Source organism: Psychrobacter sp. DAB_AL32B, assembly GCF_002224105.1.
In the GTDB taxonomy this organism is placed as follows: domain Bacteria; phylum Pseudomonadota; class Gammaproteobacteria; order Pseudomonadales; family Moraxellaceae; genus Psychrobacter.
Genome location: NZ_NEXU01000054.1, coordinates 1 through 21,230 on the forward strand (window position 1 = coordinate 1; position 21,230 = coordinate 21,230).

Here is a 21,230-nt window from a genome sequence, read left to right on the forward strand (position 1 = left end):
AGTCAAATGCATCTGCCCAGTCCGATATGCATTGAACCCCATCAGCGCTCGCGGAGGAGTTTATCTTATTATCGGTCATTTATCCTGCCCTATTTTAGGATTACTGATAACCTCACTGGCTTTTTGGCGTCAATAACTCACATAGTATAAGGTGTTGAAAGATGAATAAAACCATATTTTAAAATAACTGATCGTGTTGAGGATAACGCTCTTGGTCTATCTCATTCCAATCTGCATAGGTCTTTTTAGAGAGTACCTTGGCTAATGGTTTAGTACTTATCGCTTACATGACCCGAATAGACATGTAGTGGCATAATAAAGGCGACTACATAACGTTATCAATTATGCATCGCTTTAAAAACTTGAGGCTACCTATTAAGATACATTTACCGAAGCAAGTTTAAAAGCCTGACACCAATAAAACAGTCTCCAATATAGTCGGGACGATTCAGTTAACACCGTTGGGGCAGCTAGGATAGATATTAGCTATTTCCCCGCTCTAAATACTTAAAAAGCCTCACTACACAGTGAGGCTTTTTTTATTTTTTTAAAGGTTGAAGCGATTTTCTAGAAAAGCATATGAATCGTAATTCAAGGAAACCCCTAAAACAGGCAAGGCCGAAATCTTATTTTTTATTTACAAAAACAATAATCCTAAACCAATTACCACGCCACTGACCACCAACACAATGACACAAAAGCCCATGATATCTTTAGCTTTCAGCCCAGCAATTGCCAGTGCTGGTAATGCCCAGAACGGTTGAATCATGTTTGTCCAAGCATCGCCCCATGCAACAGCCATGGCAACTTTCGCCGGGTCACTGCCAAGCATTTCCGCCGCTTCTAACATAATTGGTGCTTGAACCGCCCATTGTCCACCACCTGAGGGGACAAAGAAGTTGACGAGTCCTGCACTTAGGAAGGCAAAAAGTGGCAGCGTGTCTGCTGTCGAAACGTTGACAAACGCATCTGACATCACACCTGCCAAACCAGATGCCGTCATCATTCCCATAATGCCTGCATAAAACGGAAATTGAACGATGATGGCGCCTGCTCCTTTGACGGCTTCTTGAACAGCAATCAAATACTTGCGAGGTGTTCCGTGGAATATAATCCCAAGGAATAAGAACATAAAGTTCACCAAGTCGAGCGTTAACGCAAAGCCATTTTGTACGAAATAATAAACAATAAAAGCAATGCCCATTGCGCCGATGACCATCGATAAAATCCAGCTGTTTTCTAAACGCTCTGCTGGTGTCATCTCTGATTTTGCCGGAAGCGCCTCAATAATCGGATCAACCAGAAGCTTAGGATCGACGGTAACCGTATCTTCTTTTCTCGGCATCATTAAACGGTTTAATAAAGGCACAATAATCACTAATGCCGCAACGATGATTAAGTTATAACTAGCAAAAATGGTTGCACTCGTTGGAATGATACCGATTTTATCAACGAATGGATGTCCCTCCGTCGCAATCGACAACGGAATCGATCCAGAAAATCCGGCATGCCAAATGATAAATCCCGAATAAGCACTGGCAATCAGCAAACGGTAATCGACATGTTCAACACGCTTCGCCAATTCTTTTGCGAATAACGCCCCAATAACCAAGCCAAACCCCCAGTTAATCCAGCTTGCTGCAAGTGATACTAAGGTTACCCAGATAATCGCGCTACCTGGCGAATTTGCAAAACTCGCCAGCTTGCCTAACCCTTTTTTAAATATCGGGCTGCTTGCCAGTACAAAACCAGTGACCAGTACCAGCACCATTTGCATCGAGAATGCAAGTAACGCCCAAAATCCTTCACCCCAAAACGCCACCATTTGTACCGGTGAAGAATCGGTTAAGCCTAAGCCCAGCGCGAAAATAACGACTGTTAAGATAATGACGAATAAAAACGGATCTGGTAAATATTTCTCCATTAAACTGTTCGAAAAACGTGTGATTCCTTTCATTTTATAAATTCCTTTTTATTTACATTTGAATTTGCAGATCCTGTCTAATGCTACCTCATTCTCCTTTTTTATTCCTACCCATTTAGCATAAAGCCGATTTTCTCATACTGCATTTACCCTTCAAACTATCCTTACTCTTCAAGAGAAAAAACTTTCGAGAGTTATATTGTTCTACGAAGTCTTTGAGTTATTCAACTTATATTTAGGATTGCGCTGAATTAGATTGCTAGGTTTTTTAAAAGCAGTTACACTTTCTTAATAAACCCGCTACATTGACGACAAGGAAGTCGATATGCCTCGTAATACCTCTCGCCCTATTGTTAAACCTACAACCCTCAAAACTCTAACTAAAAGCATGCTGGCTATCTCACTATCTGTAGCTGGTTTGGCTCACGCTGAGCTTTATAGCAGCGTGACATTTTTTGGAGACAGCTTAACCGATGGCGGCTACTTTAGCCCAATTACCCAAGGTACTCCTCCTTCAGGGCTGGGTCTTAACCAATCAGGTCAATTTACGACCAATCCCGATAATGTATGGGCGACCTCATTTGCTGAGCAGCTTGGTACAACCTCTGTTGCCAATACCATTGGTGGTGCTCAAACTGGCAATAACTATGCCATTGGTAGTGCTAGAGCCGATGAAGATGTTACATTATTCGGTCTTCCGGTGGCGTCTGTCAAGAATCAAGTAAATGGTTATCTTGCTAATAATAAAGTAGATCCTAATGGCATGTATGTAGTGTGGGTAGGCGCAAACGATTTGCGTGCTGCAACTCAATATTTGAAAGATAATATTCCAGACCTCATAGTTGATCAGAATGGAACCATAACAAAAGCTATAGTAGAGAACATAATACCGGCAGCTAATAGTCAAGTAGCAACTATTGATAAGCTACATAAAAGTGGGGCTAAATATATTTTAGTACCAAACATTCCTGATATTGGTTTAACACCGGAGGCTATTTCTGGAGGAGCTATGTTCCAATCAATTGGAACTGGTTTTGCTGCTCAATACAACCAATTGCTACTTAATGGCGCCGCTGCTACAGGTGCAAATATTATACCGCTGGACACCTTTAGTTTATTACAACAAGTTGCTGCCAACCCAAATGCTTATGGTTTTACCAATATAACTGAAGCGGCCTGTAAGACAGAAAGTTCAATAACATGTGGAATAAACGACTTAAAAACCCCAGGCGCTAATGAAAGCTATTTCTTTGCTGATGGTATCCATCCGTCAGGCCGCGCGCATCAAATGATTGCTGATTATGCCAGTGCCGTGGTAACAGCTCCTAGTCTGATTGGCGTACTGCCGCACATTGCGACGACAGCAGGACTGGCAACCAACGAGCGCTTGCAATCTCACATCAATCAAATCCAAAGCAGTGAGCAAAAACCTGCCCGTAACTTGTGGGCAACTGGTGAGTTTGAAAATCAAGATATTGCAGGATTTGAAGGAGATAGTAATACCCAAGTGTTATTGGGCGTAGATTTTGCTCATCCCAATTCGGCAAACGCAGTCACAGGACTATATGGCAACATCACTCAAAAAGAGTTTGAAAACTCAGGGGTTCGTACTGGCTTAAGCAATATTGAGCTAGAAGAAGTGGGTTTTGGCGTTTATCATAGCAATACTTTAGATAGTCTTGGCGGTGTGCAGCTTAATGGTGCAGTTGGCTTTGGTAATATGGATGTTGATGTCACACGTGCGGTCACGCTTGGCGGCAATAAACAAGAATTTAAATCAAATGCCGATGGTAAACGTTATTATGCCAACTTGCAGGCCGGTTATCCGATGCAAATCAGCAGCATCGCTATCACGCCATATATCGGTGCAACCGCTAGCCGCGTGAGATTGGATGCGCTAAAAGAGCAAGAGATGTCTGGTATTGCCATGCAGTTCGATGAGCAAAAATATACCACAACCTATGGCAAACTTGGTGTCAAAGCCAATCATAACCTAGCCGATACCCTTAATTTATTCGGTGATGTTCATTATCAAAAGCAGTTAAGCGACAACCCTGAAGCGGCTTCTGCGCGTCTTAATACCATATCAAATATCAGCTTTGATACGCCGATGATAGAGACCGATGACGATAATTTTGGTATGACACTTGGTGTGTCTAAAAGCTTTGGTTTGCTCAATGCCAATGCTGGCGTCACTCACTCGCAAGGCGATGATGACAAATCAACGAGTGTATTTGTCGGGCTTAGCGGCGCGTTTTAAATAGCCCTAATGAATCGTCAAAAAAACCGCCCAGCGCTATTTAGCACTGGGCGGTTTTTATTTAAAGGTATTTAACATAGCTTCTAAGTCAACTCATCTATCAGCTTGATTACAACATCAAGATAACATTTGACCTTAATTTGCTTCTTTTATAAAACCTATATCAAGCGCTAGTAGACCTTGGTAATCGATACTTCACCCTATCGATAACTTTATTATTCTGCTCAATCGTCAAATGATAGCCTTTTATCATACCATCATACGGTACGTTACCTTCATACTGCCGATAATGCTCGTGGATGTTCTCTTTAATAATCGCTTTACGCTCGGCTTCATTCAATTTGCCGAATCCGCTTGGCAAATACACACGAGTAGACAGTGAAGCACCCCAACGCGACAGCCAATTTGAGCTTCCCCCAAACGTAAAATCAACATCGGCTTGCAAGCTATATTGAGGTTGCGGATGAGGATAATGCGCCAGATCATATTTGATTTGGGCGATATCATCTGCAAATTTTTGATAATTCATATCAAGTACTGAGCACAACTTCTCTAAAAACTGATCAGCCGTAAAGTAGCCATCGATATAACTCCCATCCAGCCCCAGTTTTTCGCTAGACAATACATGACGCAGACGATCACAAGCAGGAATGGTATGTTTGATGGGATAACCCATCACTTTGACGATATCTTGTGGGCGCAATTCAAGCTTATCTATTTGACTGATAACCTGTTGCGCTAAAGGGTGACGCGGATTATAACGACAAGTATATTTAGAATGACTGGTTTTTTTATCTAGCATGTAAGACTCCTGAACTCCGACAACAGATTTATAAAAATAAGCCCAAATAGGCAAATAAAATTAGGCATGGATAACCTTGTCGGAGTACAGGCTCATGCGCTTTACCAGAGTTGTTTTATATCGTGCTGGAAGTTGCAAGGTTTGTTTTGCTGTCATTGATACTGCTTGATAATGACAACACAACAAAACCATTAAACCCACGATAGGTCTTAAAAATCGTTGTTAATAACGGTTTTTAATATAAATGTTTAATAATGATAGCATACCAGATTATGTTATGACTGTTAATCTTCATCATAAAATGTAGCGGTATCTATCCAAACCAGAGGATCTTCGCACAAATCTAGCAATTGACTCCAAATCTCACTACTACGAGCAATACGGTGATGACCACGCTCAAAATATTCAACCTCCCAGCTTTCAGGCAAGTTCACTAACGTGCGCTTAGCGACAGCCACATCTAGGCACTCATCATCGACCTCGACCATCACCCATGTCATCTCAGTGTTAGACGTCGGAAAAGACAGTTTCATATTAGCCACCTCTGGAATACGATCCGCTAAGACTTCACTGGGATAAATACAGGGCGCAATCAATAGCGCCCGCAGATTATATTTATGGGCAAAATGATTGGCAAACCAGCCACCAAGTGAATGCCCTACTAATACCACTCTAGGATACGCTTGCATTTTTTCTTGAATCAACGCTTCATAAATCTCAAAAACTGTCTCAAAATCCTCTCGGTAATTAACCGTTTGGCAGAGCTTCGGCTCACGCGTAATACAAGTATATTTACTGGTCTCATTGCTTGAGTCTAAACCGTGAAAAAACAGTAAAAACGTATCGTTATTTTCAATGGGCAACATCATTGCCTTCTCCTTTTTTAGTTATTTTTTAATGTTTCGCCATCCAGTCTTGGTACAAATCAAAAAGCTCCGTGCAAGCCTCCACTGAGATATTTTTCGCAAAACCTTCATTAAACCAAAAGTCATAAACGCTTTGGACAATGGCTTTCACTGCTTGCGCATCTTTAGGTTTTAACTTTTGCAGTTTATGCGCAATATCTTTTGCTTGGATATCCGATTCATTGTAAGGGGCACTCCAGCCCACACAATAACGATAAAGAACGTCATTAATCGCCAGTACAAATAGCGCATCCGCTATACCCAGCGATTCTATTAATCTATCAAATACCCAACAACGCTCTTCATAAACCGAAGGCTCTATCGGCATATCAGCGCGTTCAGTCAAGCACTGACAACTGACCATGTGCGTGGGTTTGCCAAAATTATCCCACAGTAATGGATACGCCTCACCAACGCCCCCTTTTTCAACCACATTAAAGCGCCACATAGCGTAATGAGCGTCAACAGCTTTAAATGGAACTTGAATAAACCACTGCATTAGCCCGTCACTGTCATAAATAATATGCGTACGCCCAATGCGCACGCCTTGATTGGGTAACACATCGGTATATAAACGATCCATATCGTCAGCATAAAGTCTAGCCTTATGCACATTTTTATCGCTTATATCACCGAGCTTGGCATAAGCATCCGTTAAACTTTTGTATAGCTTAAATGGCGCTACAAAGTGTAGCGTCTGCTCGGTATTATTAACAAAATAAATATCATCTTCATAAGCGTTAATAGACACGCTTTTAAGATAAAACAAAGGGGTTTTTAGCGGTGGGGATTTCCCATCGTCTGGCAATGACGGCAAGCTTGAGAGTCTTGACACGCCTGACCACTGAACATCGTCTATGCGATTTTGTTCAAAAACGTATTTGGTATTTGTCATAGGATTTTCCTTCTTTTTGAATACAGTTTTGTCGCAGCATTTTTAATTATCAGTTTTCTAGTCATAATTTTAAGTCACAACTTTAAGTCAGCCGAGGCTGTTCGCCATTTTGTTAAATGTCGTCATTATCTATAAAGTTAAGTAAGTGAATCGATTTGGTAGCGTCGCCATTTTATTTTTGGCTAGTTTTTTAACACAGACTTTCATGGTTGCAGCGTCAACATTTTCACAAATTTAACGAGCATTGTGTCTGTTCAGTTTTTCTGCTTATTAGTAAATATAATTTTTTGGATTTATGCAGGCGAAGCTGTTTATGAATAAACGAAAATAACGTTGGGAATCATAATTCGTTAAAAACAGATCAATTAAGAAGTGAAGCGTTGCGCCCCGAGGGTTAATTATCTGTCACGTTATTTTTGCCTGACTCAATAACTATAATACAAACTCATATAAAAATAAAGCGGTTTGGATAAGAGTAGCGACAACTGGTGTCGCTTAGAGTTTTAATATAGTCGATTCAATGTGAAAAGAATCCAGTGCTGCTGGGATAAATTTTGCGAAGCCTCTGGAGTACGAAGCGCACAGCAAGCGAAAAACATTTATCCCAGCAACGCTATTTTTAACGTACCTCTTTTATATTGAACTGCCTACAACTCATTAAATTTTAAGACTAAAAAATATCTTTAAAAAACCCTATAAGCTGCCTTCAACTTATAGGGTCAATGTACATTAGAGAGTATTGTTTAATCATTAACGCTCTAAATGTAGATACTGCATATGACGCTCGTACTGATGCAGGATATCGACCAGCACTTGCTCTTTGGTGTAGCCAACCAAATCATACTCTTGCGAGCCATCACTTAAGAAAACTTCCGCACGATAATAATACTCTGTATGCTTGCTTGAGGTTTTCATCGTAAAGTTAGGTCGCTCAGTCTTGATTAAATTGACTTCATAGATAAAGTCATCTTCATCACCATGTCCAACTTGCAATCTTAGACCGTCTATTTGACCGCTACTTTCATCTATACCTTCATCGATATCTTGCCCTATATGGGCTGGGTTACGGATATCTAGAGAGGTTTTCAGACCACCGGCTTTCAGCTCGTTTTCAACTTCAGTCATTGCCGGTCTTACGATATTCTGCAAGAATCGCTCGACTTGCGTATGGCTTGGGAAACTGACGATACGCTGCAAGCGCGCTTTCCAGCCCTTGCCACTATCAAGTACGTTTGCCATACCAATCGTGCTTGCTTTACGCTTATTGCCTTCTTCTTTTAAAGATTTCCACATCGACATCATATAGAGCACGAGGATAAGCGAGAACGGTAAACCAGCAATGACCGATACGGACTGCAATGATGCGAAGCCACCAGCAAACAATAAGCCTAAAGTGATAAGACCGGTTGCCGCGGCCCAAAACAAACGCAACCACACTGGCGCATCGGTATCATTGGTCATACCTCTTGAGCTCAAGTTCGCTAATACTAATGCGCCCGAATCTGCTGAGGTCACAAAGAATACTAGCCCAATAACCACACCAGCAAATGATAAAACATCACTATAAGGAAAGTACTCAAACAAGGCGAACATGCCCATTGCAGCGTCATTGACTGCGATTTCACCAAGCTCAGTAGCACCATTAGCGACCAAATCTATCGCTGAATTACCAAAGATAGAGAACCAAGCAAAGATGAAACCAAGTGGGATAAACATTACCCCAAATACGAATTCGCGCAGGGTACGACCACGGCTAATACGGGCGATAAATAAGCCTACAAATGGTGCCCAAGCCACCCACCATGCCCAGAAAAATATCGTCCAACCTGACTTCCAGTCAGCTCCAGCAGTCCCGTCATAAGCATAGACATCAAAGGTTTTATAAATAATGGTTTGGAAATACTGCCCAATATTTTGGGTGAATGTATTCAGTAAATACACCGTATTACCCATCACTAATATCGCGATTAATAGCAATATTGAAGATAACATGTTGAATTCAGATAAGCGGCGTACACCTCTTTCAACACCAGTCATGGCAGAGATAGCGGCGGCAGTGACAACACCTACAATGATGAGCGTCTGTACCATCTTACTAGATTCAATGCCAAACACATGCGTTAAACCAGCATTGGCCTGTAATACCCCAATACCTAAGCTGGTGGCAATGCCCATCAAGGTACAGACGACGCCAAAAGTATCAATACCATCGCCAAGCCAGCCCTTGATTAGGCGCTCGCCAAATATCGGTGTCAACGGTGAGCGTAATGCCAGTGGCATATTTTTGCGATAAGCAAAATAAGCCAAAGCCATACCGATAAGGGCATAAATACCCCAACCATGTAAGCCCCAATGCAAAAAAGTTTGCGCAAGCGCTTCACGCATGGCCTCAGCACTGGCAGGTTCAAGCCCTGTATGCGGTGTTAGATAATGCATCAACGGCTCAGACGCGCCAAAGAATAACAAATCAATACCGATACCCGCTGAAAACAGCATGGCTGCCCACGTTAAAAAAGGAAACTGGGCTTTTTCATGGTCTTGACCAAGTTTGATATCGCCATATTTGGACAGACCAACAAATAACGCAAAAATACTATAGGCAGCAACCACCAACATGTAGTACCAACCAAAACTCTCTGATACCCAAGCCATGCTGGCACTGAGCAAGTTCTGACTATAATCTGGAAACGCAATCGTCCAGATTATTAATAAAATTGAAATAATAGCTGAGCCTAAAAAAACCGTTTTATTTAAACTCAGGAGTTTCGGCGCATCTTCTGATGGCGAGCTGTACATATAAGACCTCAATAAGTAAATGAAACACGGTCTGATATTGCTTTGTCCGTCATAACTTTATGACTATATATAAAACCTCATAACGGTATGATGCACAAAGCAGTACCAATAAATAAAAATGGTGATATAAAATAAATGAAAATTTAATATCTAAAATTAGATAAGCGTTGTCAGGCTTTACTCATGACTAAAATACATTAGCGCTGATGAAAAAGACCTTTGCATTGAAAGGCCTTTTGATTAAAACTGGCTAAGTAATTGAGTAGTTTGTATGACCGCTTATGAAATAGCTTGCTTAGACAGCAGAACCGTAAGCACGTATCGGCTCCGCTCTTAACGGTGCACCATTGGCAACATAATAATCTACCGTCGAACGTGGCAGCTGTTTGCCTCTCATCTTATCGACGATTTTTTCCGCCAGCATAATGGTCGTCGCATTGAGATTACCACTGATAATATTTGGCATAATCGACGCATCGACGACACGCAAGCCATCGATGCCATGTACCAGACCTTCACCATTGACTACCGAATCATTACCCTCGCCCATCGGACAGGTACAAGACGGATGATAAGCTGTCTCACTATTATTGCGGACGTATTCATCTAACTGCGCATCGGTCACTAAATCATCGGTTGGCGAGATAGCGCGACCGCGATAAGGGTCGAGCGCAGGTTGATGCATAATCTCACGGGTGATACGTATGGCTGCGCGGAACTCTTGCCAGTCTTGCTCATGAGACATATAGTTAAATAAAATACTCGGATGCGCCTTCGGGTCTTTAGAGGTCAGCTTGACACGACCACGACTTGGCGACCGTAATGAGCCAACGTGCGCTTGGAAGCTGTGAGAATTAATAGCACTGCGTCCGTCATAACGTACGGCTAATGGCAGGAAATGATACTGAATATTAGGATGGGTAAACTTCTCATCGGTACGGATAAAGCCGCCACCTTCAAACTGATTAGATGCACCAAGTCCTGTACCATTAAACAACCATTCCGCGCCAATTGCCGGCTTATTCCACCATTTATTAGCAGGGGCAATCGAGACTGGCAGCTTACATTCATACTGCATATACAGCTCTAAATGGTCTTGTAGGTTATTACCGACGCCTGGTAAATCAAGCACTTCTGTCACACCCAAGTCTTTGAGCCACTGACCAGGACCAATGCCTGAGCGCTGCAATAATTGCGGTGTAGCAATCGCGCCCGATGATACAATGACTTCACGAGCCGCATAAAAGTTTTTGGTCTGACCTTGGTGCTCGACTTTAACGCCGACAGCACGCTTGCCATCAAACAAAATAATATCGGTAAGCGCACCCGTCAAAATCGTGATATTGCTACGTGGTTTGGCGCGATCAAGATAACCGCGAGCAGTCGAAGCACGGCGACCATTAGGCGTGACGAACCTATCCATCGGCCCAAAACCTTCTTGCTGATAGCCGTTTAGATCATCCGTACTTGGATAGCCTGCCTGCACGCCCGCTTCAATCATCGCTTGAAACAGTGGATTGACCCCTGGCTTTGAGGTGGTCATCTCAACCGGACCACCTACGCCATGATAATCGTTGGCGCCAGCGTCACGATTTTCTAACTTTTTAAAATAAGGTAAGCAATCTGAATAAGTCCAATCTTCTAAGCCTTTTATTTTAGCCCAGTCGTCAAAATCTAAAGCATTACCACGGATGTAGCACATACCATTAATTAAAGATGAACCACCGAGCCCTTTACCGCGACCGCAGTCCATGACGCGGTTGTTCATATACGGCTCAGGATCGGTTTTATAGCCCCAGTTATACGTCGTTCCTTGCAAAGGCATGGCGAGCGCCGCTGGCATCTGGGTACGAAAGTCTAAACGATGATCTGGACGACCGGCTTCTAACAGCAATACCTTAATGTTGGCATCTTCGGTCAAGCGCGTGGCCAGCACGTTGCCTGCTGAGCCGGCACCGACAATGATGTAGTCATACTCAGCTGTGGTTGATGTCATAAAACGCTCCATAATATTAAAAAATCCATCATTTCATATCAGTAAGGCTGTGTTCAAAGGACAAACTATTCCTAATACATCAACCTTACTGTTTTAAAAAATTTTCAAATACAAGTGATTAAAATACCGATTCAAACTTGCCTAGCTCTACTTGGATGGACTTGGTTTGCGTGTAATGCTCAAGGGCTTCGATGCCATTTTCGCGGCCAATGCCTGAATGCTTATAGCCACCAACTGGCATTTGCGCTGCTGACTCGCCCCAAGTATTTAACCAGCAAATACCGGCTTCAATTTGTGCGATGACTCGATGCGCGCGGGTCAAATCAGCGGTCACAACCCCTGCCGCTAAGCCATAATCCGTATCATTAGCGCGACGAATCACTTCTTCTTCGCTCTCATAAGTCAATATCGACATCACAGGACCAAAGATTTCCTCACGTACAATAGTCATCTCATCGCTGCAATCTAAAAATACAGTCGGTGCGACAAAAGCACCGTTGGCAAGTACTCCTTTGGTTATCCGTTCGCCGCCAGTCAATAAGCGCGCGCCACTGGTTTTGCCTTGTTCGATATAGCCAAGTACTCGCTCCATGTGCGAAAAGCTGACCAATGGACCCATATTGACACTCTCATCCATCGGATCGCCGAGCTTAATACGTTCAACGCGCGTTAAGATAGCTTGCTCAAATTTGGCTTGTAAGGCTTTCGGGATAAAGACACGTGTGCCATTGGTACAGACCTGACCGGTACTATAGAAGTTCGCCATCATGGCAATGTCAGCGGCGGTATCGATATCAGCGTCTTCAAATATGATTAATGGTGACTTACCACCAAGCTCTAGAGTGACGTCTTTAAGCGACGATGATGCCGCGCTTGCCATGACTTTTTTACCCGTCGGTACGCCACCAGTAAACGATACTTTGGCGATATCAGGATGCTGGGTTAATGCTTCGCCCACTTTATAGTCGCCTTGTACGACGTTAAAAACCCCGTCTGGCAAGCCCGCTTCTGTGAATATTTCCGCCAATTTTAAAGCGGTTAACGGCGTCACTTCTGATGGTTTAAAAATCATCGCATTACCAGCTGCAAGCGCTGGTGCTGCCTTCCACATCGCAATTTGGATAGGATAGTTCCATGCACCGATACCTGCAACCACGCCAAGTGGCTCACGGCGCGTATAGACAAAGCTAGTATCACGTAACGGAATCTGACGACCTTCAAGCATTGGTGCTAGCCCTGCATAATACTCAACGACGTCAGCACCGGTGACGATATCGACGTATTTGGTTTCAGAGAGCGCTTTACCGGTATCTTTGGTTTCGAGCAATGCCAACACATCATTGCGCTCACGTAGTATGGCAACGGCATTTAATAAAATACGGCTACGCTCAACCGCTGTCATTGCTGCCCACACTTTTTGACCTTTTTGTGCTGCTTTTACGGCTTCGTTAATTTGCTCAGTGCTCGTTTGCTGAATGGTGGCCAATAGCTCACCTGTTGCTGGATTGATATCTGCAAAAGTTGGTAACGATTCATCGATAGCTAAATAATGACCATTGATATAAGCGGTTTGCACTTGCTCTAAATTAATGATGTCTTTCAAGTTATTTGAATTTTTCATAGTTTTTCCTTACGATTACTGATAAGTGCCCTTAGTAAAAAAGCGCTCATCTTGAATAATGTCGTCATGATTTAAGTGTTAAAAATAAAATTGATGTGGTTTTTATTTGCAAACCATTTATGCAACAGTGCGTTTAACTGTTGGCTTATAAAGCGCTTAGACAATACCTATTACTTAATGTCTATTATTTGCAGCAGTGTTTTGCTAACCTTCGTGTTGCGTCATTTTTATTAAACGCGCACGTAATGACGTTTTATCCGATATATTGATACCTGAAAAATCAGAGAGCCAAATACCATCAGCGACCAGACGCACCATACATAAATTTTCGGTGTTGTCGGTTGCTTCATGTTTCTTTAATTGCTCGTTTGACCACTCGGCCCATAATTCACGCAGCTCAATATCGCCCAGCATCAATACATATAACGTTGCTTGACTATTAAACTCTTTCTGCCCTTTTTCGCCCAAACTGATCGTGGCATCGATATAGGCGCGAGTAAAAGAGCCATAACGCACAGGGTCTTTAGCCATTGCCGCATCTACTTCTGCTTCAAACTTGGCCATGGCATCATTAAACACCTCAAGAATCAGCGCATTCTTTGTGGTGAAATGATGCATCACCCCACCCTTGGTCACTCCGACTGCGTCAGCAACCGCTTGAAATGTGACCTTAGATAAACCCTGCTCTAAAGTTATCCGTGCTGCTTGATCGAGCAGCGCACGGCGGACGAGCTCTGGCTGTTTTTTACGCTTATAGGCGTTTTCAGTTTCCATTTTCATCTCCATGCTAATGGTTAATGCAACACAGAATTAGACAGTAAATTCATCACTACGACACCGCCAACAATCATAGCGATACCGACCACTGCTGCTGTATCAAGCGTTTGCTTAAAAAACACCAAGCCAACTAGTGATGTCAGCACAATTCCCAGCCCGCCCCAAAGTGCATAGGCAATACCAAGTGGTATGACCTTGAGGGTTTGTGTCAGCAAGTAAAACGATATGGTATAAAGCACCCCCATAATTAGTGTCGGTACCAAACGGGTAAACTGTTCGGACTTTACTAAAAAGGTAGTGCCTATCACTTCACAAATAATGGCAATGGCAAGGTAACTGTAAGCAATAGTGGTAGGGTTCATAGTTAAAATACCTGTCTTAAAGCAAGCCCATGTTAGTAATGTATATACATTAAAGAAACCATATGGTCGGTATTTTATAGAAAGAATCTAGCAATGTGAAGGGCTGATATGTATCTAAATTATGTTAGGGAAGATTGTTTGAAAAAAGGTTAATCAATAGTATTTAATTGAATCTACAAGGAAAGTTGTAATTTCGGGATAAATTTTAGATAGTTTTAGATAGGTTTAGACGGTAAAGCACCCAATAAGCGTGGAGAACTCATTCGAAGGAAATGATTGTTTAAGAATGGCCTTTTTAGCTATAGACTGACTATGGTAGATGAATAAACTCATCTACTATCAACGCCAATGACTTGTGATAAATGCCCGGTTTTTAGATAAACCATCACGCCGTCTGCTCCTGTTTTAATTTGTGCTTCTGCACCGTCAGGTAGACGTACCCATCCGCCACGCCGATAGCGTTGACCTACATCTATCAGTTCACCTTCTAATACTAATAACTCTGCTCCACCAGCGATTGTCTCGGTGAATAATACATCGCCGGCATTTAAGCGTTGTAAACTAACCTGCTCTCTCGCATCTGAGTATAAATGACAGACCTCGCGACTACCTTGCTTTTGCCAATTTACAGCATCTTTAGTGTCGATAGCAACATGATGCTTTTCGTCTGCTGACATCTGCCAGAGTTTGACAAAAATAACAGCGCCCTCATTACTATAAGGCTGATGTCCTGAGGTTGGTGGATTACGCAGATACCAGCCAGTAGGATAATGCGTGTTATCGGCAGAAAAAGTACCAGACAATACCAAAATCTCCTCACCACCGGGATGCAAATGATGAGGAAAATGAGAATCAGGCGCATAGCGTACGATACTGGTTGCACGGGCTTTTTCTGCGCCCACGCGATCAAGCATCACGCGCTCGACACCATTTTGCGGTGATTTAACCCACTGATATTGTTCAGGCAGCAATGAGGCACGACGAGAGAAATCTGCATTAATGAGCATAGGATAACTTCCAATAAAGCACGAGAATTACTGAAATTATCCTATGATTTATAGATTTTGACAAATTAGATAAGCGTATTGTCAAAATCTATATTTATCATGATGAACAAAACTGCGCTTACTATAGATAAATTCTGCTGGATAATTTTAAAAACTTACTACAGCAGTAGGGCAGTTTTTTAAGCAGGTTACTTATGTGAATAAAACAGGTTCACCTTCAATAATATCAACCTTCTTTAGATAATCACTTTTATTAGCAAAAAACTACTTTAATAAATGCCATTGACTTGGTATCTTGCTTCCCTCTCTTCTGTCAGCAGATATTTTTGCCCCGTTTTTACGCTAATTATTTAGCACTCTTTCTAACTGTTGGATTTTATGACACACAATCTTGAAGCGAGCTTAAATACTCGCCGAACTCAGTATTTCCAAGTATTTTTAATGGGTGTTAGCGCCTTTATTATGAATACCACAGAATTCGTTCCTGTCGCCTTATTAAGTGATATTGCCCAAGATTTTTCCATCACCACGGCAGAAACTGGCTGGATGTTGACGCTTTATGCTTGGATTGTCGCTGCCATGTCATTGCCGCTGATGCTACTGACCAGCCGCTTTGAACGCAAAAGCTTACTCTTGGCCTTGTTTGCGGTTTTTATTGCCAGCCATGTGTTGTCAGTATTTGCGTGGAGCTTTCAAGTGCTGCTCATCAGCCGAGTTGGGATTGCGCTATCACATGCAATATTTTGGTCAATCACGGCAGCGATCGCCATACGCGTGGCACCTGAAGGTAAAAAAGCACTGGCGCTAAGTGTTCTTGCGACCGGTACGTCGTTAGCGATGGTGCTCGGTGTGCCCTTGGGGCGCTTGGTTGGTCAATGGTTTGGCTGGCGAGCGACCTTTGGCGGTATTGGCGTGCTTGCTTTTGTTGTGTTCGTTCTACAAGCAAGGCTCTTGCCAACATTGCCCAGTATGTTTGAAGGCTCTTTTAGAAAAATCCCAGAGTTACTCAAAAATCCTTTATTGGTTTGTCTGTACCTGCTTATTTTGCTTGTCTTTACCGCACACTATACCGCTTACTCTTATATCGAGCCATTCATGCGGCAGGTCGGCGCAATCAGTGAAAACTCGGCCACTTTTATACTGCTACTGTTCGGTGTCGCAGGGATTGCGGGCAGTGTGATATTCAGCCGTTGGGGCGATCGTTTCAATACTAGGTTGATGCTGATATCGACGATATTGATATTACTGTCGATGCTTGCGCTATTACTTGCTGTGACCTCTATCTGGGCGCTCAGCCTGATTGCCTTACTTTGGGGCGCTGCGCTCATGCTGCTGATTATCTCTATGCAAGCCAAGGTCATCATGGTCGATGTCAATGCACAAGATATGCTGATGTCAATGTTTTCAGGAATTATCAACTTGGGGATTGGTACGGGTGCTTTATTTGGCGGTTATGCTGTGACGCATATCTCAATATCAAGCGTAGGATATGTTGGTGCGGCTATCGCTAGTATGGCGCTGCTACTGATGCTATTTATGATAAAACGCTTTCCTGAGTTAAGTAAAAGACTCGGCTAAATAGCTTTTACCTAGCGGTATAGTTGAGATTATTGTCATTAAATGCCCATATCAAATGAAAGCAGTCAAAAATGCCAGCCCATTTAAATGGGCTGGCATTTTACGTTTAAAAATCTTCCACTTAAAAATCTACTTTACCGCGTAATACTTTTGTCTTGCCACGCTGGGTTTTTTCATCTACTCGCTTACGCTTAGCATTTCTGCTTGGTTTAGTAGTCTTGCGAGTTTTATTAACGTAAGTGGCTTTTATGATAAAACTTTGCAGGCGCTTAAAGGCATCGATTTTATTGCGTTCTTGGGTACGAAACTGCTGCGCCTTGATGATAAGCACGCCGTCTTTGGTTATCCGGCTGTCTTTACTGTCTAATAGGCGCTGTTTGTGTACATCACTCAGGCTTGAGGCATTGATATCAAAGCGTAGATGTATGGCAGACGATACTTTGTTGACGTTTTGCCCGCCTGCCCCTTGCGCGCGTATGGCGCTAATCTCCACTTCACTATCGTTCAGGCTAATGGTATTGCTGATAAAAATCATAGAGTACTTTTATAAATTATTAATAGGTAGGATGAATAATAAACCATTATCTGCTTACCTGCTACTTCGCCAATAACTGACTCAATAATTGGCGACAGCGCTCAATCACCGGCGCATCGACCATATTGCCATCTATTTTAAATACCGCCTGCCCACTGCGTTGATATTCTTCTACCACACTTCTAGCGAATTCAATCTCAGTATCGGTAGGTTGTAGAGATTGCTGAACGACAGCCACTTGCTTAGGGTGAATACACAACATGCCGGACAACCCCATTTGTGACCATAACTGTACTCGCTGACCGAGACCTTTGTCATCGTCAAAATCGGTATAAACGCTATCAATAGGCGCTAATAATTGATGAATCTTTGAGGTAATTAATAGCTGATAACGAATCTGATTGGCAATAATATCTGCTGCTGCCGTGCCTACTTGCACTTGTAAATCATTGCATAAATCTAGAAAGCCATAGCTAAATGCAACCAGCCCTGACGCTTTGGCGATGCTATCGATTTGGTACAAGCCAATTGCATTTTCTATCAATGCAATGACCGGCAGACCAGTAGAGTGATGAAGCTGTTCAATATCTGAAGCCCGTTCAGCCTTCGGTAATATAAGTCCGGCAAGATTTGGCATTTTCTGGCAGAGTTCTAAATCTTCTACAAAATTCTCACTACTTGCTTGATTAATGCGAATCCAAATAGGTTTATAATTCTGACTGTCATAATAGACTTGTAAATCTTTGCGAGCTTGTATCTTGTCGGCTGCAGCAACCGCATCTTCTAAATCAACAATCACCGCATCAGCGCCACTAGCAAACGCTTTTGCCACTCGATCTATGCGAGTAGCGGGAACAAATAACCATGTTTTAATGTGAGTAAAATCATTATTGTTAGATACTGGCATGCTTGGCTCCTTCCTTAAATACTATTACTTACTATAACCAAATAAAAAACCGCATGCTATTTATAAGCATACGGTTTTTAAAAATAAATCTACTTTTGAATGACCAGAGATTAACTAAGCAAGCATACCGCCATCAACAACAACCGTTGCGCCCGTCGTATAGCTTGAAGCGTCAGAGACTAGGTACAATACCGTGCCAGCCATTTCATCTGGATCCGCCACGCGTCCTAGTGGAATAGCATGCAGCGCCATCTTTAAGACTTTATCATTGGTGGTCAAAGCAGAGGCGAATTTAGTATCGGTTAAACCTGGCAATAAGGCATTGACGCGAATATTTAGTGGACCACATTCTTTGGCAAAAGATTTGGTCATGCTAATGACAGCGGCTTTGGTAATTGAATAGATTCCTTGCTTATCACCCGCGACCAAACCATTAACCGAGGCCGTATTTAAAATTACCCCACCGCCCTGCTCGCGCATCATCTTGCCAGCTGCCGTCGACATAAAGAAATAACCGCGAATATTGACTTCGACAGTCTTATCAAAAGCTGCTAAGTCCGTATCTAAGATATGCCCATAATAAGGATTTGCAGCGGCATTATTGACTAAAATATCGATTTGTCCAAATTCGCTTTTGATGTGCTCAAAAATTGCATCAATCTGCTCCATTTCCCCTACGTGGCAAGCAAAGGCACTGGCTTTATGACCATCAGCGATGATGCTATCGGCAACCGCTTGGCAAGCGTCAATCTTACGGCTAGAGACAATGACATGTGCGCCTCTTGACGCTAACAGACGGGCGATAGATTCACCAATACCACGGCTAGCGCCAGTGACTAAAGCAATCTTGCCGGTTAAATCGAATAAATCTTTCATTATTATTCCTTATGTTTTTTTAAATTAGCACTTCAGTTTTAAATTTTTTTATCATAAACACTTAATAAGTGATAGTCGAAAAACTGCAAATCCATTACAAGGCAGCCGAGCGTAGATATTACGAATAGTAAATCAAGCGAGGCTAACGCCGTAATGATTTAGCAGTTATTTGACTATTAAGCCAACATTCCACCATCAAGGGTAAAAGCATGACCATTCATAAAGCTGCTCTCGTCACTCGCCAGCCATGCAATCGCGCCGGATACTTCATCAACTGTCCCCAAACGGCGTAATGGGCTGGCATTAATAGTGGCTTTTTGCGCGCGCTCACCCATCTTCGCCATGGTATTGCGTACCATTGGCGTATCAATAAAGCTTGGACATACGGCGTTAAAACGAATATTGACACGCGCATATTCATGGGCAGCAGACTTGGTCAGACCCATCACGCCATGCTTAGCAGCGCTATAAGCTGACAGTAATGGCGCAGAACGAAGTCCTGCGATAGACGCCACATTAATCACATGCCCACCGCCATTCGGTGCCATGCAAGCAACAGCGGCACGCATACAATGCCAAACACCTTTTAAGTTAACGGCGATATTACGGTCAAAATCCTCATCGCTAAGCTCATGCATCGGTGCAGGCTGATGGTCGATACCCGCATTATTTACCACGACGTCGAGACCGCCTAATGTTTCCATCGCAAAGGCAAATAAAGCGCGCACTTCATCGCCACTGGTAACATCCACCTTTTTAAAGACAATCCTATTACCAGCATCTTGCCCTTGTTGCGCGACCGCTTGTCCTAATACCTCCGCCAAATCACCAATCACGACTTTAGCACCGCGACTCGCTAGCAGAAGCGCGCTAGCCGCACCGATGCCAGATGCACCGCCCGTGATTAAGATACGCTTACCGGTTACATCTGATGCAATTCCATTTGTATTCAATGTCATGATTTATCCCTCTACCTTAAGTACCAGCTTTCCGAAGTTTTCACCTTTAAATAGCATCATCAACGTATCAGGAAAGGTCTCGATGCCCTCAACGATATGATCTTTTACTTTGATGTCACCTGACTGAATCCAGCCAGCAATATCTTTCATTGCCGTTGGGTATTCTTTAATATTATCAAAGACCACAATGCCTTCCATTCGGGCACGATTGACCAATAATGACAAATAGTTCGATGGACCTTTTACTTCCGTGGTGGTGTTATATTGGCTAATCGCACCACAAATCACGATACGCGCATGCAGATTAATTTGCGTCAATACATCATTTAAAATATCGCCGCCAACGTTGTCAAAATACACATCGACGCCTTTTGGACAGGCTTCTTTTAGGGCTTTTTTTACATTTTCATTCTTGTAGTCAATGGCCGCATCAAATCCCAGCTCATCTACTAAGAACTTACATTTCTCAGCACCACCAGCAATACCCACCACTCGGCAGCCTTTAATTTTAGCAATCTGTCCGACCACACCACCAACCGCGCCCGCAGCACCAGAAACTACGACTGTTTCGCCCGCTTTAGGCAGTCCAGTTTTTAATAAGCCAAAGTAGCCTGTCATACCCGGCATGCCGAGCACACCTAAGTAATAAGATAACGGCGCAAGTTTTGAATCAACTTTATGTAGTCCAGTGCCATCGCTAACTGCATAAGACTGTACGCCATTGTGACCTGCAACATAATCACCAACTACAAACTTCTCATGTTTGCTTTCAATCACTTTACCCACGGTGCCAGCACGCATCACCTCACCAATCTGTACCGGTGCGATATAAGATTTGGCATCGTTCAGCCAACCACGCATCGCTGGATCCATCGAGATATACTCAATTTTTATCAGTAACTCACCGTCTGTGATAGACGGTATTTCTGACTCGGTATAATCCCAAGTCTCAGCGCTTGGCTCACCAATGGGTCTTGTTTTTAAACGCCACTGCTTATTCACTGTTGTCATTATTTATTCCTTTAAATTT

At 42.8% G+C, this 21,230-nt stretch carries 17 protein-coding genes; 2 read left to right on the plus strand and 15 right to left on the minus strand.

The features are described 5' to 3' along the window. Nucleotides 1–637: 637 nt before the first annotated feature. Nucleotides 638–1,957, minus strand: a complete 1,320-nt coding sequence (locus tag CAN34_RS06290) for a short-chain fatty acid transporter (protein WP_089554928.1) — start codon at nucleotides 1,955–1,957, stop codon at nucleotides 638–640. A gap of 292 nt (nucleotides 1,958–2,249) precedes the next feature. Between CAN34_RS06290 and CAN34_RS06295 the strand changes: the two genes are divergently transcribed. Then, a complete protein-coding gene (locus CAN34_RS06295; RefSeq protein ID WP_089554929.1) occupies nucleotides 2,250–4,184 on the plus strand; it encodes an autotransporter domain-containing protein in 1,935 nt (644 codons plus the stop codon). 163 nt (nucleotides 4,185–4,347) lie between these two features. Here the strand turns inward: CAN34_RS06295 and CAN34_RS06300 are convergent, their stop codons facing one another. From CAN34_RS06300 to CAN34_RS06340, 9 genes are all read right to left on the minus strand, one after another. Continuing rightward, nucleotides 4,348–4,986 (minus strand): hypothetical protein, encoded by a 639-nt coding sequence (locus CAN34_RS06300; protein WP_089554930.1) that lies wholly within the window; start codon nucleotides 4,984–4,986, stop codon nucleotides 4,348–4,350. Between the two features lie 284 nt (nucleotides 4,987–5,270). Beyond that, on the minus strand, nucleotides 5,271–5,855 hold the full coding sequence (locus CAN34_RS06305) for a YqiA/YcfP family alpha/beta fold hydrolase (protein WP_089554931.1): 585 nt from the start codon (nucleotides 5,853–5,855) through the stop codon (nucleotides 5,271–5,273). 25 nt (nucleotides 5,856–5,880) lie between these two features. After that, nucleotides 5,881–6,786 carry a hypothetical protein gene (locus CAN34_RS06310; protein ID WP_089554932.1) on the minus strand — a complete coding sequence of 302 codons (906 nt, stop codon included), beginning with the start codon at nucleotides 6,784–6,786 and terminating at the stop codon, nucleotides 5,881–5,883. A gap of 750 nt (nucleotides 6,787–7,536) precedes the next feature. After that, nucleotides 7,537–9,582: a choline BCCT transporter BetT gene (gene betT, locus CAN34_RS06315; protein WP_089554933.1), complete on the minus strand. Its 2,046-nt coding sequence runs from the start codon at nucleotides 9,580–9,582 to the stop codon at nucleotides 7,537–7,539. Nucleotides 9,583–9,877: 295 nt separating this feature from the next. Next, entirely contained in the window at nucleotides 9,878–11,578 is a 1,701-nt protein-coding gene (gene betA, locus CAN34_RS06320) for a choline dehydrogenase (RefSeq protein ID WP_089554947.1), read from the minus strand. A gap of 118 nt (nucleotides 11,579–11,696) precedes the next feature. Continuing rightward, nucleotides 11,697–13,199 (minus strand): betaine-aldehyde dehydrogenase, encoded by a 1,503-nt coding sequence (gene betB / locus CAN34_RS06325; protein ID WP_089554934.1) that lies wholly within the window; start codon nucleotides 13,197–13,199, stop codon nucleotides 11,697–11,699. 204 nt (nucleotides 13,200–13,403) lie between these two features. Continuing rightward, nucleotides 13,404–13,973, minus strand: coding sequence for a TetR/AcrR family transcriptional regulator (locus CAN34_RS06330; RefSeq protein WP_089554935.1), 570 nt, complete (start codon nucleotides 13,971–13,973; stop codon nucleotides 13,404–13,406). Between the two features lie 20 nt (nucleotides 13,974–13,993). Further along, entirely contained in the window at nucleotides 13,994–14,338 is a 345-nt protein-coding gene (locus tag CAN34_RS06335) for a multidrug efflux SMR transporter (RefSeq protein ID WP_089554936.1), read from the minus strand. Between the two features lie 329 nt (nucleotides 14,339–14,667). Further along, nucleotides 14,668–15,345, minus strand: a complete 678-nt coding sequence (locus CAN34_RS06340) for a cupin domain-containing protein (RefSeq protein ID WP_089554937.1) — start codon at nucleotides 15,343–15,345, stop codon at nucleotides 14,668–14,670. Between the two features lie 378 nt (nucleotides 15,346–15,723). Here CAN34_RS06340 and CAN34_RS06345 point away from each other — a divergent pair, with 378 nt between their 5' ends. Then, the gene (locus CAN34_RS06345) at nucleotides 15,724–16,923 is read left to right on the plus strand and encodes a sugar transporter (protein WP_089554938.1); all 1,200 of its coding nucleotides are present in this window, start codon (nucleotides 15,724–15,726) and stop codon (nucleotides 16,921–16,923) included. A 121-nt stretch (nucleotides 16,924–17,044) separates the two neighbouring features. Here the strand turns inward: CAN34_RS06345 and arfB are convergent, their stop codons facing one another. The 5 genes from arfB to CAN34_RS06370 all read right to left on the minus strand — a co-directional run bounded on the left by arfB (nucleotide 17,045) and on the right by CAN34_RS06370 (nucleotide 21,211). Next, complete coding sequence (gene arfB, locus CAN34_RS06350) at nucleotides 17,045–17,458, minus strand: alternative ribosome rescue aminoacyl-tRNA hydrolase ArfB (protein ID WP_089554939.1); 414 nt, start codon at nucleotides 17,456–17,458, stop codon at nucleotides 17,045–17,047. Between the two features lie 61 nt (nucleotides 17,459–17,519). Then, a complete protein-coding gene (locus CAN34_RS06355; RefSeq protein WP_089554940.1) occupies nucleotides 17,520–18,365 on the minus strand; it encodes a CoA ester lyase in 846 nt (281 codons plus the stop codon). Between the two features lie 114 nt (nucleotides 18,366–18,479). Next, nucleotides 18,480–19,244, minus strand: a complete 765-nt coding sequence (locus tag CAN34_RS06360) for an SDR family oxidoreductase (RefSeq protein ID WP_254423112.1) — start codon at nucleotides 19,242–19,244, stop codon at nucleotides 18,480–18,482. A 173-nt stretch (nucleotides 19,245–19,417) separates the two neighbouring features. Continuing rightward, nucleotides 19,418–20,200, minus strand: coding sequence for an SDR family NAD(P)-dependent oxidoreductase (locus CAN34_RS06365; RefSeq protein ID WP_089554942.1), 783 nt, complete (start codon nucleotides 20,198–20,200; stop codon nucleotides 19,418–19,420). A gap of 3 nt (nucleotides 20,201–20,203) precedes the next feature. Further along, a complete protein-coding gene (locus CAN34_RS06370) occupies nucleotides 20,204–21,211 on the minus strand; it encodes an NADP-dependent oxidoreductase (protein WP_089554943.1) in 1,008 nt (335 codons plus the stop codon). Nucleotides 21,212–21,230 lie beyond the last annotated feature (19 nt).